The organism is Massilia sp. (assembly GCF_046293535.1).
Lineage (GTDB): Bacteria > Pseudomonadota > Gammaproteobacteria > Burkholderiales > Burkholderiaceae_D > Telluria.
Genome location: NZ_JBKBOV010000049.1, coordinates 21,920 through 36,422, shown reverse-complemented (window position 1 = coordinate 36,422; position 14,503 = coordinate 21,920). Strand labels below are relative to the sequence as shown.

11 protein-coding genes are annotated in these 14,503 nt (G+C 67.4%); 2 read left to right on the top strand and 9 right to left on the bottom strand.

What is annotated here, in order from left to right; genetic code table 11:
• Positions 1–64 precede the first annotated feature (64 nt).
• Entirely contained in the window at positions 65–1,297 is a 1,233-nt protein-coding gene (locus ACK4S9_RS20275) for an ArgE/DapE family deacylase (protein WP_409729278.1), read from the bottom strand.
• Positions 1,297–2,532 (bottom strand): urate hydroxylase PuuD, encoded by a 1,236-nt coding sequence (locus tag ACK4S9_RS20270; protein WP_409729276.1) that lies wholly within the window; start codon positions 2,530–2,532, stop codon positions 1,297–1,299. The genes ACK4S9_RS20275 and ACK4S9_RS20270 overlap by 1 nt, the downstream gene beginning before the upstream one ends.
• Positions 2,533–2,633: 101 nt before the next feature.
• Here ACK4S9_RS20270 and ACK4S9_RS20265 point away from each other — a divergent pair, with 101 nt between their 5' ends.
• Both ACK4S9_RS20265 and ACK4S9_RS20260 read left to right on the top strand, forming a co-directional pair.
• Positions 2,634–3,572: a LysR substrate-binding domain-containing protein gene (locus ACK4S9_RS20265; RefSeq protein ID WP_409729274.1), complete on the top strand. Its 939-nt coding sequence runs from the start codon at positions 2,634–2,636 to the stop codon at positions 3,570–3,572.
• 85 nt (positions 3,573–3,657) lie between these two features.
• Positions 3,658–5,409 carry an allantoate amidohydrolase gene (locus ACK4S9_RS20260; protein ID WP_409729272.1) on the top strand — a complete coding sequence of 584 codons (1,752 nt, stop codon included), beginning with the start codon at positions 3,658–3,660 and terminating at the stop codon, positions 5,407–5,409.
• A gap of 8 nt (positions 5,410–5,417) precedes the next feature.
• Here ACK4S9_RS20260 and ACK4S9_RS20255 read toward each other — a convergent pair whose 3' ends face one another.
• The 7 genes from ACK4S9_RS20255 to ACK4S9_RS20225 all read right to left on the bottom strand — a co-directional run bounded on the left by ACK4S9_RS20255 (position 5,418) and on the right by ACK4S9_RS20225 (position 14,503).
• Complete coding sequence (locus tag ACK4S9_RS20255) at positions 5,418–5,909, bottom strand: MgtC/SapB family protein (RefSeq protein ID WP_409729270.1); 492 nt, start codon at positions 5,907–5,909, stop codon at positions 5,418–5,420.
• 79 nt (positions 5,910–5,988) lie between these two features.
• Entirely contained in the window at positions 5,989–7,242 is a 1,254-nt protein-coding gene (locus ACK4S9_RS20250; RefSeq protein WP_409729268.1) for a Zn-dependent hydrolase, read from the bottom strand.
• A 15-nt stretch (positions 7,243–7,257) separates the two neighbouring features.
• Positions 7,258–8,649: a dihydropyrimidinase gene (hydA, locus tag ACK4S9_RS20245; RefSeq protein WP_409729266.1), complete on the bottom strand. Its 1,392-nt coding sequence runs from the start codon at positions 8,647–8,649 to the stop codon at positions 7,258–7,260.
• 10 nt (positions 8,650–8,659) lie between these two features.
• Positions 8,660–10,174: an NCS1 family nucleobase:cation symporter-1 gene (locus ACK4S9_RS20240; protein WP_409729264.1), complete on the bottom strand. Its 1,515-nt coding sequence runs from the start codon at positions 10,172–10,174 to the stop codon at positions 8,660–8,662.
• An 83-nt stretch (positions 10,175–10,257) separates the two neighbouring features.
• Positions 10,258–11,538, bottom strand: coding sequence for an NAD-dependent dihydropyrimidine dehydrogenase subunit PreA (preA, locus tag ACK4S9_RS20235; RefSeq protein WP_409729262.1), 1,281 nt, complete (start codon positions 11,536–11,538; stop codon positions 10,258–10,260).
• Positions 11,526–12,902: an NAD(P)-dependent oxidoreductase gene (locus ACK4S9_RS20230; RefSeq protein ID WP_409729260.1), complete on the bottom strand. Its 1,377-nt coding sequence runs from the start codon at positions 12,900–12,902 to the stop codon at positions 11,526–11,528. The genes preA and ACK4S9_RS20230 overlap by 13 nt, the downstream gene beginning before the upstream one ends.
• 107 nt (positions 12,903–13,009) lie before the next feature.
• Complete coding sequence (locus ACK4S9_RS20225) at positions 13,010–14,503, bottom strand: CoA-acylating methylmalonate-semialdehyde dehydrogenase (protein ID WP_409729258.1); 1,494 nt, start codon at positions 14,501–14,503, stop codon at positions 13,010–13,012.

Below are 14,503 nucleotides of genomic sequence, written 5' to 3'. Positions count from 1 at the left end.
AGATCATTCGGCGCGATCACGGAGCCGGTGGCGATCACCGCGTGGGCGGGAAGACCCGCCCACCCTACGCCAAGAAGTCGAGCAGCGTCAGCGCCACCACCTTGGTCGCCTTGCGCAAATCCTCCAGCTCCACATGCTCGTCGGCCTTCTTGGCATTCGACGCCGAGACCGTGCGCGGCCCGGCCCCGTACATCACCGCCGGGATGCCGTGCTCGCCGTACAGGCGCGCATCCGCGTACAGCGGCGTGCCCTGGGCCGGGATCTCTTCGCCGAGGATGGCGCGGCCGTGGCGCTGCAGGCTCGCCACCAGCTTCTCGGAGCCGGGCAGCGGGCGCAGCGCATGCGAGAGCAGCAGGCGGCGGATCTCGAGCCGGATGCCGGGCATGCCGGCCACCGCCCCTTCGACCAGGGCGCGCACCTGGGCTTCCACCGCCACCGGGTCTTCTTCGGGGATCATGCGGCGGTCCATCTTCATGACCACCTTGCCCGGCACCACATTGGTATTGGTGCCGCCGTCGATGCGGCCGACCAGCATGGTGGGCGAATCGATGCCGGGTACCTGCGACTTGATCTTCTTGAGTTCCGGCAGCTGGCCGTAGATCGCGTTCAGGATGCGGGTGGCGGCCTGCAGCGCGTCCACCGCCGTCTCCGGCATGGCGCCGTGGCCGGACTTGCCGTGCACCGTGATCTCCAGCTGCAGGCAGGCATTGTGGGCGGTGACGATGTTGTAGCTGAAACCGGCTGCGATCACGTAGTCGGGGCGGGTCAGGTTCTGCTCCAGCAGCCAGCCCGGGCCGAGCAGGCCGCCGAATTCCTCGTCGTAGGTGAAGTGCAGCTCGAGCGCGCCCTTGAGCGGCAGGCCCAGCGCTTCCAGCGCGCGCACCGCGAACACATAGGTGGCGAAGTCGCTCTTCGAGACCGCCGCGGCGCGGCCGTAAATGGCCCCGTCGTGAATCTCTGCGCCATAGGGCGGCCTGGTCCAGCCCTCGCCCGGCGGCACCACGTCGCCGTGCGCGTTCAGCGCCAGCGTCGGGCCGCCGGCGCCGTAGGGACGGCGCACGATCAGGTTGGTGATGCTTTCCATGCCGTAGTCGCGGACCTGCTGCCGCGGCACCGCGTGCTTCTCGGCGCTCCAGCCGTATTGCGCGAGCATGCCTGCCACCGCTTCCGCATGGGGCGCATTGTTCCCCGGCGGCGTGTCGGTGGGAATGCGGATGACCTGCTGCAGGAAGCCGACCTGCTCGTCGAAGTGCGCGTCGATCCATTGCAGGAGCCGTTCTTGAATGTGCTGATCCATCAGTTTGCTCCTGTCTTTGCCCCGGCTTCGAACCAGGCCGCGACCTGGGCCCGTTCAGCATCGGTCATGTTGGTGAGGTTCGCCAGTGGCATTGCCTTGGTCTGCACGGTCTGCTGGTAGACTGCCGTCGCATACTGGCTGACGAGTTCCGGAGTGTGCAGCATGACGCCGGCCGGCGCGGTAGCGAAACCCGGTTGCGAGGGCTGCTGGGCGTGGCAGGACACGCAGCGCTGGTCGATGATGGTGCGCACCTGGGCGAAACGTGCGGCGTCATCGGGGCCTGTTTGCGCCTTGACCGCTACCGGGGCTTTCGGCGCGATGGCGAAGGCCAGCACTGCGAGCAGGGCCACGCCCGCCGCCGGGTACTTCCATTCGACCCGGCCCTTGTGGCGCAGGTTGAAGAAGTGGCGGATCAGGACGCCCGCCGCCATGATCACGCCCAGTACCGCCCACGAATACTCGTGTCGGTAGGTCATCGCATAGTGGTTGCTGATCATGATGAACAGCACCGGCAGCGTGAAGTAGTTGTTGTGGACGCTGCGCTGCTTGGCCTTGATGCCGTGGATGGGATCCGGCTTTTCGCCGGCCATCATGGCATTGACCATCTTGCGCTGGCCGGGAATGATCAGCATCGCCACGTTCGCCACCATCATGGTGCCGATCATCGCCCCCACGTGCAGGTAGGCGGCGCGCCCGCTGAGCAGGTGGGTGAGCACGTAGCTGCTCAAGACCAGGAAGGCGAAGATGGTCAGGCCGAAGGCCAGGTCGTGCTTGCCCAGGGGCGAGCGGCACAGCAGGTCGTAGACGATCCAGCCGACCACCAGGCTCCCCAGGCCGATCCCGACCGCCTGCCAGCTGCTGAGGTCCGCCACGCCGCGGTCGACCATCATCGCCTGCGCGTTCAGGTAGTAGACGATCACCAGGAGCGCGAAGCCGGAGATCCAGGTGGAATAGGCTTCCCACTTAAACCAGTGGAGTTCTTTCGGCAGCTCGGCGGGCGCCACCAGGTATTTCTGCGGGTTGTAGAAGCCGCCGCCGTGCACCGCCCACAGCTCGCCGGCGACGCCCTTGTTCGCCAGCTCGGAGCCCGGCGCTGGCGGGCGGATGGTGTTGTCGAGCCAGACGAAGTAGAAGGACGCGCCGATCCAGGCGATGCCCGTGATGATGTGCAGCCAGCGCACCAGCATGTTGAACCACTCCAGGGCATACGGGCCGAGATATCCGAAACCATCCATAAGGGGTCCTTGTCGAGTATCCCTCGACGATAGCGTGATTTCCATTTCTGCAACATGAAATCTAGCGTATATTCGACATATCTGTCTTGATATACGCCCCCATGTCCAGCCTGCCCCAGCACCTCGACCTGCACCTGATCCGCATCCTCTACCTGCTGCTGGTGGAGAAGAACGTCTCACGCGTGGCGCTCAAGCTGAACCAGCCGCAGCCCTCGATCTCGGCCTCGCTGCGCAAGCTGCGCGAACTGACCGGCGATCCGCTGCTGGTGCGCGGAGCGCGCGGCATGGTGCCGACCCAGCACGGCGAGAGCCTGCTCAAGCCGGCCAAGCGCATCCTCGACGAAACCGAAAGCCTGTTCGTGCGCAAGTCGCCCTTCGTACCGGAGGAAGCGGCGCGCACTTTCCACATCGCCGCGCCGGACTACCTCGACACCCAGTTCCTGCCGGGCGTGGTGGCTTCCTTGAGGCGCGGTTCGCCCAACAGCAAGGTGGTGATCCACAGCCTGGGTCCGGGCCTGGACTACCTGCGCATGCTGTCCGACGGCGAGATGGACCTGGTGATCGCCAACTGGGACGAGCCGCCCGCCCACCTGCACATGTCGAAGCTGTTCGAAGACCCGATCATCTGCACCATGCGCGCCGACAGCCCGTACGCGAAGCGCACCGCGGCCGATGCGATGACGGTCGAGGACTACCTGGCGCTGCCGCACGTGGCGCCCTCGCAGATGCTGCCCGGCTACCACGGCGTGATCGACGCCCACCTCGACCGCCTGGGGCTAAGGCGCAAGGTGGCGGTCGAGTCGCCCTATTTCGGCGTGATTCCCTACATGCTGACCCAGAGCGACCTGGTGCTCACCACCGGACGCCAGTTCATCCGCTTCTATGAACGCACGCTGCCGCTCAAGAGCTTCACGGTGCCGATCAAGTTCCCGCCGATGCGCTTCTACCAGCTGTGGCACCAGCGCGTGCACCAGTCGTCCGAACATAAATGGCTGCGCGATCAGGTGGGCGCGGCGGCGCGCGCCCTGGTTGCCAAGTAGGCGCAATACCGCTTATCTGATCAAGCATATAACCGGAGGGCTTGCAGGACTTATCATCATTGACTCCCATGAGGCGATGCGAACCATGACTACCCTGCCGGACCTGAACACCTGCACGCCCGCCGCCTTCGTCGAGGCGCTGCGCGGCATCTACGAACATTCGCCCTGGATCGCCGCGCGCGCCGGCGCCCTGCGGCCCTTCGCCAGCCTCGCCGCGCTCAAGCAGGCCTTGCAGGCGGCCGTCACGCAGGGCAGCGAAGACGAGCAACTGGCGCTGCTGCGCGCCCACCCGGAACTGGCCGGCAAGGCCGCGATCGCCGGCGAGCTGACCGCGGAATCCACCGGCGAGCAGGCAGCGTCCGGCCTGAACCGCTGCAGCCCGGAAGAATACGCCGTGCTGCACGAGCTCAATGCCCAATACAAGGAAAAGTTCGGCTTCCCCTTCATCCTGGCGGTGAAGGGCCCGACAGGACGCGGCCTCACCCGCGCCGCCATCATCGCGGCCTTCGCACGGCGCCTGAACAACACCCGCGCCGACGAAATGCGCGAATGCCTGCGCCAGGTGCACCGCATCGCCGAGATCCGCCTGAACGAATTGCTGCGGGTGCAGCTCCGCTTCGGGCCGCGGGTGATGGACTGGGCCGAGACCCTGGGCGCGATCAGCGACAGTCCCGACAACCTCACCTGCGCCTACATGACCCCGGCCCACCGGCGCACCGCCGGCCAGCTGCGCGACTGGATGCTTGAAGCCGGCATGGACGCGCACGTCGACGCCGCCGGCAACGTGGTCGGGCGCTATGCGGCGGCGCTGCTTGACGCAAAGACCCTCATCACCGGCTCGCACTACGACACCGTGCGCAATGGCGGCAAGTACGACGGCCGGCTCGGCATCCTGCTGCCGATCGCCCTGGTGCGCTACCTGCACGAGCGCGGCGAGCGCCTGCCCTTCCACCTGGAAGTGATCGGCTTCGCGGAAGAAGAAGGCGTGCGCTTTCGCAGCACCTTCCTGGGCAGCAGCGCCATCACCGGACGCTTCGACCCGGTGCTGCTGGACCAGCAGGACGGCATGGGCGTCGCCATCCGCGAAGCCCTGCGCGAAGCCGGCCACGATCCGGCGGACATCAAGGCGATCGCACGCGACCCTGCATCGCTGCTGGGCTTCGTCGAAGTCCACATCGAGCAGGGACCGGTGCTGCTCGAACGCGGCCTGCCGGTCGGCGTGGTGACGGCGATTGCCGGCAGCTCGCGCTACCTGGTCGAGCTTTCGGGCGTGGCCAGCCATGCCGGCACCACGCCGATGGGCATGCGGCGCGACGCCGCCGCGGCGGCGGCCGAGATCGTGCTGCTGGTGGAAAGGCGCTGCAGCGGACGCGGCTCGCTGGTCGGCACGGTCGGCCAGCTCGAGGTGCCGTCCGGTTCCGTGAACGTGATCCCGGGCCAGTGCCGGCTGTCGCTCGACATCCGCGCAGCAAGCGACGAGGAGCGCCTGGCGGCCGTGGACGACATCCTGGCGGGCGTCAGTGCCATCTGCGCACGGCGCGGCATCGAGGAAAAGCTGTGGAAGCTGGTGGAGGCGGACGCCGCGCCCTGCTCGCCGCGCCTGATGGAGCGGCTGGGCGCGGCCATCGAGGCGGCCGGCCTGCCGCGCTTCGACCTGCTGTCCGGCGCCGGGCACGACGCCATGGAAATGGCGAACATCACCGAGGTGGCGATGCTGTTCACGCGCTGCGGCAACGGCGGCATCAGCCACAATCCGCTCGAGACCATGACGGCCGACGACGCGGAGGTGGCGGGCGAGGTGCTGCTTCGGTTCCTGAGGAGCCTGGAGGCGCAGTAAGCGACTGCTTACTCCCTCATCTTGGTCGCTTCGTTCTTGGGCGTGATCCGCAGGATCGCCAGGATGATCAGCGCGAACAGGGCGCTGAGCACGGCGGTCGCTTCGCGTCCCATGCCGGCGGCGATGCCCACGGCCGCGGTCAGCCACACGCTGGCGGCCGTGGTGACGCCCTTGATGTCTTCCTTCTGGTGATGCTTGAGGATGGCGCCGGCGCCGATGAAGCCGATGCCCGCGGTGACGCCCTGCAGCACGCGCGAGATGTCGCTGATCTCCATGCCCGCCTGCAGCGGGATCAGGACGAACAGGGCCGAGCCGAGCGACACCAGCATGTGGGTGCGCAGGCCGGCCGAGGCGCCGACCGACTCGCGCTCGTAGCCGAGCATGCCGCCCAAGACGACCGCCACCAGCAGGCGCACCACGATACGCGTGATGTCCTCGACGTTGCCGAGGTCGGAAAACTCATGCTGTATCGTCAGCCAGCTACGCTCTACCCACTCCATGCCGCTCCTCCCGAGTTGAGCTCGGGATCATGCCATTTAAACAAGAATGACGTCGCCACGTTGGCTGTCCAGCCCGCCCTCACCCGGCCACGCCGGCCCGATCGAGCATCGCATGCAGCAGCACGTTGCATCCCGCCTCCAGGTGGGCCGGTTGGGCATCCTCGATCTCGTTGTGGCTGATGCCGTCCTTGCAGGGCACGAAGATCATGCCGGACGGCGCCACGCGGGCGGCGTAGATGGCGTCGTGGCCGGCACCCGAGACCACGTCCATGCTCGAATAGCCCAGCTTCTCGGTGGCGGCGCGCACCGCGTTCACGCAGTCCGGGTGGAAGGGGCAAGGCGGATAGTAGGACACGCGCTCGATCTCGATGGCCAGGCCGCTCGCCTTGCGGGTGCTGGCGACAAAGGCCAGCATCTCCTCATGCATGGTGTTCAGCAGCTCGTCGTTCACGTTGCGCAGGTCGATGCTGAACTTGACCCGGCCGGGGATCACGTTGCGGCTGTTCGGGAACACCTGCACCATGCCCACCGTCCCGCGCCCGTAGGGCGGGTAGCGGTTAGCGATGGCGACCACTTCCTGCATGATGCCGGTGGCCACCTGCAGCGCGTCGCGCCGCAGTCCCATCGGGGTCGGGCCGGCGTGCGCCTCCATGCCGGTCACGGTGCAGTCGTACCAGGACAGGCCCATCACGGCCGGCACCACACCGATCACCTTGCCGGCGTCTTCCAGCACCGGCCCCTGCTCGATGTGGGTCTCGAAATAGGCGCCGATCGGGTGCTTGCCGGGCACTTCGTCGCCCAGGTAGCCGATGCGTTCCAGTTCCTCGCGCACGCTTTTTCCCTCGGTATCGACCGCCGCGTAGGCCGTCTCGAGCTTGACAGCTCCGCAAAACACGCCCGATCCCATCATCACCGGCACGAAGCGCGAGCCCTCCTCGTTGGTCCAGAAGGCGACCTCGATCGGGGCCTCGGTCTGGATGTTGCGCTCGTTCAGGGTGCGCACCACCTCCAACCCGGCCAGCACGCCGTAGTTGCCGTCGAACTTGCCGCCGGTGGGCTGGGTGTCGACGTGGCTGCCGGTGACGATCGGCAGCGCCGACGGCTTGCGCCCTTCGCGGCGCATGAAGACGTTGCCGATCTGGTCGACCGTGATTTCCAGCCCGGCCTCGCGGCCCCACTGCACGACCAGGTCGCGGCCTTGGCGGTCCAGGTCCGTCAGCGCCAGGCGCTTGACGCCGCCCTTGTCGGTGGCGCCGACCGCCGCCAGGTCCATCAGCGACCGCCACAGGCGTTCGCCGTTGACGTACAGCTCATCCTTACGTAGTTCGTCCATGCTGGTCTCCTCGATTCAAGCCAGGGTGGCGGAAAAAGCGGGACGCTCGATGTAGCGCCCGGCCCCGGCTTCGGCACGCAGGTCGCCGTGCGCGAACACCAGTTTTCCGGCAGCCACCGTGTGGGTCGGGATGCCGCGCACGGTGCGCCCTTCGAAGACGTTGAAGCCGCCTTTCGAATGCTGGGTGCTGGCGGAGATCCTGCGGGTGCCGCTCGGGTCCCAGACCACGATGTCGGCGTCGCTACCTACGGCGATCAGGCCCTTGCGCGGATACATGTTGAAGATCTGGGCTGCATTGGTGGAGCTCACGCGCACGAATTCCGAAGGCGTGAGCAGCCCGGTGTTCACGCCGGCGTCCCAGACCACCGCCATGCGTTCCTCGACCCCGCCGCAGCCGTTCGGGATCCGGGTGAAATCGTCCTTGCCGGCCGCCTTCTGCTCGGCGCAGAAAGTGCAGTGGTCGGTGGCGGTGGTATGCAGGTTCCCGCCCTGCAGGCCCTGCCATAGCGCCTGCTGGTGGTGCCGGCTGCGAAACGGCGGGCTCATGACGTGGGCGCGCGCGAACTCCGGGTCGGGATGGCGGTACACGCTGTCGTCGATGACGAGGTGGCCGGCCAGCGCTTCGCCGTACACGCGCTGCCCCCTGGCGCGCGCCCGCGTGATGGCGTCGAGCGATTCGGCGCAGGACACGTGCACGATGTAGACCGGGGTGCCGAGCACGCCGGCGATCGCGATGGCGCGGTTGGCGGCTTCGGCTTCCACTTCGGGCGGGCGCGAGAGCGGATGGGCCTCGGCGCCGCGGATGCCCTTCGCCAACAGCTCCTGCTGCAGTTGGTAGACCAGTTCGCCGTTCTCGGCGTGCACGGTCGGGATGGCGCCCAGTTCGAGGGCGCGGCGAAAGCTTTTCACCAGGGTCTCGTCGTCGGCCATGATCGCGTTCTTGTAGGCCATGAAGTGCTTGAAGCTGTTGACGCCATGCTCGCGCACCAGCACGCCCATCTCCTCATGCACCGATGGGTCCCACCAGGTGACCGCCACGTGGAAGGTGTAGTCGGCGGCCGACTTCTCGGCCCAGCCGCGCCAGGTGTGGAAGGCCTCGAGCAGCGACTGCTTCGGATCCGGGATGACGAAATCCATGATGGTGGTGGTGCCGCCGGCCAGGCCGGCTGCGGTGCCGGTGTAGAAATCGTCGGCCGTGACGGTGCCCATGAAGGGCAGCTGCATGTGGGTATGGGTGTCGATCCCGCCCGGCATCACGAACTGGCCGCCGGCATCGACGATCGCGGCGCCCGCGGGCGCCTCGAGGTTCTCGCCCACCGCCGCAATCCTGTCCCCCACACACAGCACGTCGGCGCGGAACGCACGGTCGGCGTTCACCACGGTACCGCCACGGATCAAGGTAGTCATGACTCTCCCTTCAGGTTGGATAATTGTTCGCCGCCTTGTTCACGTTTCCGAGTGCCGGCGCCGTGCGTCCCTTCATCATCAAGCCATACACGATGGCCGCGATCACCACGCCGACGAACCAGGCATAGGTATAGATGGTCTTGAAGGCCTCGCCCACGTCCGGGAAGGCGTTCGGCAGCGCCGCGTTCAGGAAGCCCGGCAGGTTGGGCAGCACGCCGGCTGCGAAGGCCACGATGGCGGCGATGTTCCAGCCGCCCTTGTACGAATAGCTGCCGGCCTCGTTGTAGAGCTGGTCGACGTCGAGCCTGGTCTTGCGCACGAAGTAGTAGTCGACGATCATGATCCCGGCGATCGGCCCGAGCAGCGCCGAGTAGCCGGTGAGCCAGATGAAGATGTAGTTCTGGGTGGTCTCGAGTATCTTCCAGGGCATCATCGCCAGCGCGATGCCGGCCGTGATGTAGCCGCCGGTGCGGTAGGAGATGCGCCTGGGCGACAGCGCCGAGAAATCGTAGGCCGGGCCCACCAGGTTGGCGGCCAGGTTGACGCTGGCGGTGTCGATCAGGAGGATGATCAGGGCCACCAGCACCGCCACGCCGGTCATGCGGCTGGCCACGTCGACCGGGTCCCACAGCGCCTTGCCGTACAGGACGATGGTGGCCGAGGTGACGGTCACGGCCAGTGCCGCGAGCAGGCCCATCGGCAGCGGCAGGCCGAGCGTCTGGCCGATCACCTGGTCGCGCTGGGTCTTGGCGAAGCGGGTGAAATCGGGAATGTTCAGCGCCAGCGTGGCCCAGTAGCCGATCATCGCCGTCAGCGATGGCCAGAACACGCTCCAGAACAGGCCGGCCTTCGGTCCGCCCGGCACGAACTGCGAGGGCTGGCCGAGCAGCGGGCCGAAGCCGCCCACCTTGTCGTACACCCACCACAGCAGCAGGAAGCAGATTGCGATCTTCAGCGGCGCGGTATAGGTCTCGAGCTTGCGGATCGATTCCATGCCGTGCACGATGAAGTACATCTGGATCGCCCAGAAGCCCAGGAAGCAGGCCAACTGGCCGAGGTTGATGCCCAGGCCCGGCAGGTTCTCGCCGCCGATCGGAGCGCCCAGCAAAACGCCCAGCAGCGTGTAGATCATGCTGCCGCCGAACCAGGTCTGGATGCCGTACCAGCCGCAGGCGACGATCGCGCGCATCACGGCGGGCAGGCGCGCGCCGCGGGTGCCGAAGGAGGCGCGCGCCAGCACCGCATACGGAATGCCGTACTTGGTGCCGGCATGGCCGACCAGCAGCATCGGGACCAGCACGATCAGGTTCGCGAGGAACACCGTGAGCACCGCCTGCCAGGCCGACATCCCGCCCTCGATCAGGCTGGCGGCCAGCATGTAGGCGGGGATGCTGATGACCATGCCGACCCACAGCGCCGCGAAGTGATACCAGCGCCAGGTGCGCTGCGCGGGCGTGGTCGGGGCCAGGTCGTGGTTCCAGAGTTCGGTGCTTGCGCCGGCTGGCGCGTCATGGTGCGTGGTCACGGGGGGACTCTCCTCGTCGGTTGCGAAAATGTGCGACCGAGTGTAGCGCAATCGTACTTACGGCGGTGCGGGGTTTCGTCGGCTCAAACGGCGACTGGTTCCGCCCTCGGATTGCGCGGGTCCTGCGTCCAGTTCATATAGGGCTTGCCGGTCTCCTGCGGCACCATGCTGATGCAGGCTTCCACCGGACAGGTGATCTCGCACAGGTTGCAGCCCACGCACTCTGCGTCCTTCACCTCGTAGCGGCGCGCGCCCGCATCGTCGACCAGGCGCGCAATCGCCTGGTGCGAGGTGTCTTCGCAGGCGACGTAGCACTTGCCGCACTTGATGCACTTGTCCTGGTCGATCCGGGCGATCACCTGGTAGTTCATGTCCAGGTACTTCCAGTCGGTAGTGTTCTGCACCGCCTTGCGCGAGAAGGCGGCGATATTCTGGTAGCCCTTGCTGTCCATCCAGCGCGCCAGGCCGTCCTGCATCTCTTCGACGATGCGAAAGCCGTGCAGCATCGCGGCCGTGCATACCTGCACGCTGCCGGCGCCGAGCGCGATGAACTCGGCCGCGTCGCGCCAGTTCTGGATGCCGCCGATGCCGGAGATCGGCAGGCCGGCGGTCTGCGGATCGCGCGCGATCTCGGCCACCATGTTCAGGGCGATCGGCTTGACCGCCGAGCCGCAATAGCCGCCGTGGGTGCTGGCCCCGCCCACGATGGGGAAGGCCACCATGCGGTCGAGGTCGAGGTGGGTGATGGAATTGACCGTGTTGATCAGCGACACCGCATCCGCCCCACCGGCCAGCGCGGCCCTGGCCGGGTGGCGCACGTCGGTGATGTTCGGGGTCAGCTTGACGATGACGGGCAGGCGGGTGTGCTTCTTGCACCAGGCGGTGACCATCTGCACGTAGTCCGGCACCTGCCCGACCGCCGCGCCCATGCCGCGCTCGGGCATGCCGTGCGGGCAGCCGAAGTTCAGTTCGATGCCGTCGGCGCCGGTGGCTTCCACCAGCGGCAGGATTGCCGCCCAGGGCGCTTCCTCGCAGGGCAGCATCAGCGAGACGATCAGGGCGCGGTCCGGCCAGTCCTTCTTGACCTGGGTGATCTCCTGCAGGTTGATCTCCAGGCTGCGGTCGGTGATCAGCTCGATGTTGTTGAAGCCGATGACCTCGCGGTTCTTGCCGTAGTGGGCCGAGTAACGCGAGGAGACGTTGACCGCCGGCGGGTCTTCGCCCAGGGTCTTCCACACCACGCCGCCCCAGCCCGCTTCGAAGGCGCGCACGACGTTGTAGGCCTTGTCGGTCGGCGGCGCCGAGGCCAGCCAGAACGGGTTCGGGCTCTTGATGCCGCAGAAATCGATGCTCAGGTCGGCCATGCTGCCTCCATCTTTGCTTGGATGTCGTCGTGGATGCTGATCGCGGCGAGCTTGCCGTGCTGGACCGCCTGCACCGTCAGGTCCTGCCCCGGCGCGACGCAATCGCCGCCGGCATAGATGCCCGGCAGCGCGGTGCGGAAGCGATCGTCGATCCAGATGCGATCGCCCTCACGCGACAGTTCGCGCGCCAGCGGTTCGTTGAAACCTTCTTCGCTCATGCCCTGGCCGATGGCCTTGAACACGGCGTCGGCCGCCATCTCGAGGAAGTTGCCGGTGCGTACCAGGCGCCCCTCTTCCATGCGGGTCTGCTCGAAGCGCATGCCGGCCACCCGGCCGCTTTCGTCCAGCAGCACCTCGAGCGGCGCGGCCCAGGTGCGGATGCGCACGAAATTCGCCTTGGCGATCTCGATCTCGTGGCGCGTCGCGCTCATCGATTCCAGGCCGCGGCGGTAGACCAGGGTGACGTCCTCGGCGCCCAGGCGCTTGATCTGCACCGCCATGTCGATGGCGGTGTTGCCGGCCCCGATGACGAGGGCGCGGCGCGGCACCGGCAAGGTGGACAGGTCGCTGGCCTGGCGCAGCGCCGCGATGTAGTCGGTGGCCGCCATCAGGCCCGGCGCATCCTCGCCCGCCAGGCCGAGCGCCCGGCTGGCCTGCAAGCCGATGCCCAGGAAGACCGCGTCGTAGCGCGTGTGCAGCTCGGCCAGGCTCAGGTTCTCGCCCAGCCGGCGCCCGTATTCGATATGGATGCCGCCGATCGCCAGCAGGAAGTCCACCTCCTGCTGGGCAACGTCGCCCGGCAGCTTGTACCTGGCGATGCCGAATTCGTTCAGGCCGCCGGCTTTCGGGCGCGCTTCGTACACGACGACGTCGTTGCCCAGCATCGCAAGGCGGTGGGCGCAGGACAGGCCGGCCGGTCCGGCGCCGACCACGGCGATCACCTTGCCGGTGCTTGGTGCGCGCTGGAAGGGATGGCCCTCGAAACGGGCATTGTCGATCGCGTAGCGCTGCAGCAGGCCGATGCGCACCGGCTCGCGTTCGGCCGGGTTGTTGCGCACGCAGGCGTCTTCGCACAGGATCTCGGTCGGGCACACCCGCGCGCAGCTGCCGCCGAAGATGTTGGCCTTCAGGATGCCGTGCGCGGCGCCATCGACGTTGCCGTCGTGGATGTTCTTGATGAAGCCGGCGACGTCGATGCCGGTCGGGCAGGCGTTCATGCAGGGGGCGTCGTAGCAGTACAGGCAGCGCGCCGCCTCGACGGCGGCCTGGCGCGCGTTGAGCGGCGGCGCCAGGTCGGTGAACTGCGCGGCGAGCTCGCCGTTCGACCCTGCCGCGGGCGGCAGGTGCTGGAGTGATTCGATCATGTGCATCCCTTCTTGTTGTAAGTAGAGGACATGCTGCAGCGTGGCCAGATCGTGCGTTGGCACAGCGCATCCGGAAGCTGAACGCGCGGTCGGCAAAGCCGACCACCCTACTTCATCTGCGGGAAGGCGAACTGCGGTCCGCTGCTCGCGGTATTGGGCCAGCGCTCCATCACCGCCTTGTGGCGCGTGTAGAAACGCACGCCTTCGGGGCCGTAGGCATGGTGGTCGCCGAACAGGCTGCGCTTCCAGCCGCCGAAGCTGTTGAAGGCCATCGGCACCGGCAGCGGCACGTTCACGCCGACCATGCCGACCTCGATCTGGCGCACGAACTCGCGCGCCACGCCGCCGTCGCGGGTGAAGATGGCGACCCCGTTGCCGTATTCGTTGGCGTTGATGAGTTCCACCGCGCGGCCCACGTCCGGCAGGCGCACCACGCACAGCACCGGGCCGAAGATCTCTTCCTGGTAGATCGTCATGTCGGGCGTGACGTGGTCGAACAGGGTGCCGCCCACGAAAAAGCCGTTCGGGCAGCCGTCCACGCGGTAGCCGCGGCCGTCCACCACCAGGCTTGCGCCCTGCTCCACGCCCTGGCCGATCAGGCGTTCGATGCGTTCCTTGGCGGCGCCGGTGATGACCGGGCCCATCTCGGCGCCCTCGGCCATGCCGTCGTCGACCTTGAGCCGCCTGGTGCGCTCGGCCAGCGCGGCGACCAGCTTGTCGCCGGCGTCGCCGATCGCCACCGCCACCGAGATCGCCATGCAGCGCTCGCCGGCCGAGCCGTAGGCCGCGCCGATGAGCGCGTCGACCGCCATGTCCATGTCCGCGTCCGGCATCACCACCATGTGGTTCTTGGCGCCGCCCAGGGCCTGCACGCGCTTGCCCTTGCTCGATCCGCGCGAATAGATGTATTCGGCGATCGGGGTCGAGCCCACGAAGCTGATGGCCTGGACGTCGGGGTGCTCGAGCAGCGCATCGACGGCTACCTTGTCACCCTGCACCACGTTGAACACGCCGTCCGGCAGGCCGGCTTCCTTCAGCAGCTGCGCATGCAGCAGCGAGGGCGAAGGGTCGCGTTCCGAAGGTTTCAACACGAAGGTGTTGCCGCAGGCGATCGCGACCGGGAACATCCACATCGGCACCATCACCGGGAAGTTGAAGGGCGTGATGCCGGCGACCACGCCAAGCGGCTGGCGCATCGACCAGGCATCGATGCCGCGCGCGATCTGGTCGGTGAATTCGCCCTTGAGCATCTGCGGGATGCCCACCGCGAATTCCACCACTTCGATGCCGCGCGCGACTTCTCCTTGTGCGTCGGCGAAGGTCTTGCCGTGCTCGCGCACGACCATGGCGGCGAAGTCGTCGGTATGCTGCTGGCACAACTGCAGGTACTTGAACAGGATGCGTGCGCGCGCCAGCGGCGGCGTGCCGGCCCAGGCCGGGAAGGCGGCGAGCGCCGCGCTGACGGCCGCGTCGACGTCGCGCGGCTCGGCCAGCGCCACCCGCGCGCAGGGCTCGCCGCGCGCCGGGTTGTACACATCCAGCTGGCGCGTACCGTCCGCGTGCGCCGGCTGGCCGTTGATGAAGTGCGAAATGAGATTCAT

Excerpts from the sequence above, each read along its gene's own strand:
- ACK4S9_RS20270 (WP_409729276.1), bottom strand. The coding sequence starts at position 2,532 with ATGGATGGTTTCGGATATCTCGGCCCGTATGCCCTGGAGTGGTTCAAC.
- ACK4S9_RS20265 (WP_409729274.1), top strand. The coding sequence starts at position 2,634 with ATGTCCAGCCTGCCCCAGCACCTCGACCTGCACCTGATCCGCATCCTC.
- ACK4S9_RS20225 (WP_409729258.1), bottom strand. The coding sequence starts at position 14,503 with ATGAATCTCATTTCGCACTTCATCAACGGCCAGCCGGCGCACGCGGAC.
- preA (WP_409729262.1), bottom strand. The coding sequence starts at position 11,538 with ATGGCCGACCTGAGCATCGATTTCTGCGGCATCAAGAGCCCGAACCCG.
- ACK4S9_RS20260 (WP_409729272.1), top strand. The coding sequence starts at position 3,658 with ATGACTACCCTGCCGGACCTGAACACCTGCACGCCCGCCGCCTTCGTC.
- ACK4S9_RS20255 (WP_409729270.1), bottom strand. The coding sequence starts at position 5,909 with ATGGAGTGGGTAGAGCGTAGCTGGCTGACGATACAGCATGAGTTTTCC.
- ACK4S9_RS20230 (WP_409729260.1), bottom strand. The coding sequence starts at position 12,902 with ATGATCGAATCACTCCAGCACCTGCCGCCCGCGGCAGGGTCGAACGGC.
- ACK4S9_RS20250 (WP_409729268.1), bottom strand. The coding sequence starts at position 7,242 with ATGGACGAACTACGTAAGGATGAGCTGTACGTCAACGGCGAACGCCTG.
- ACK4S9_RS20275 (WP_409729278.1), bottom strand. The coding sequence starts at position 1,297 with ATGGATCAGCACATTCAAGAACGGCTCCTGCAATGGATCGACGCGCAC.
- hydA (WP_409729266.1), bottom strand. The coding sequence starts at position 8,649 with ATGACTACCTTGATCCGTGGCGGTACCGTGGTGAACGCCGACCGTGCG.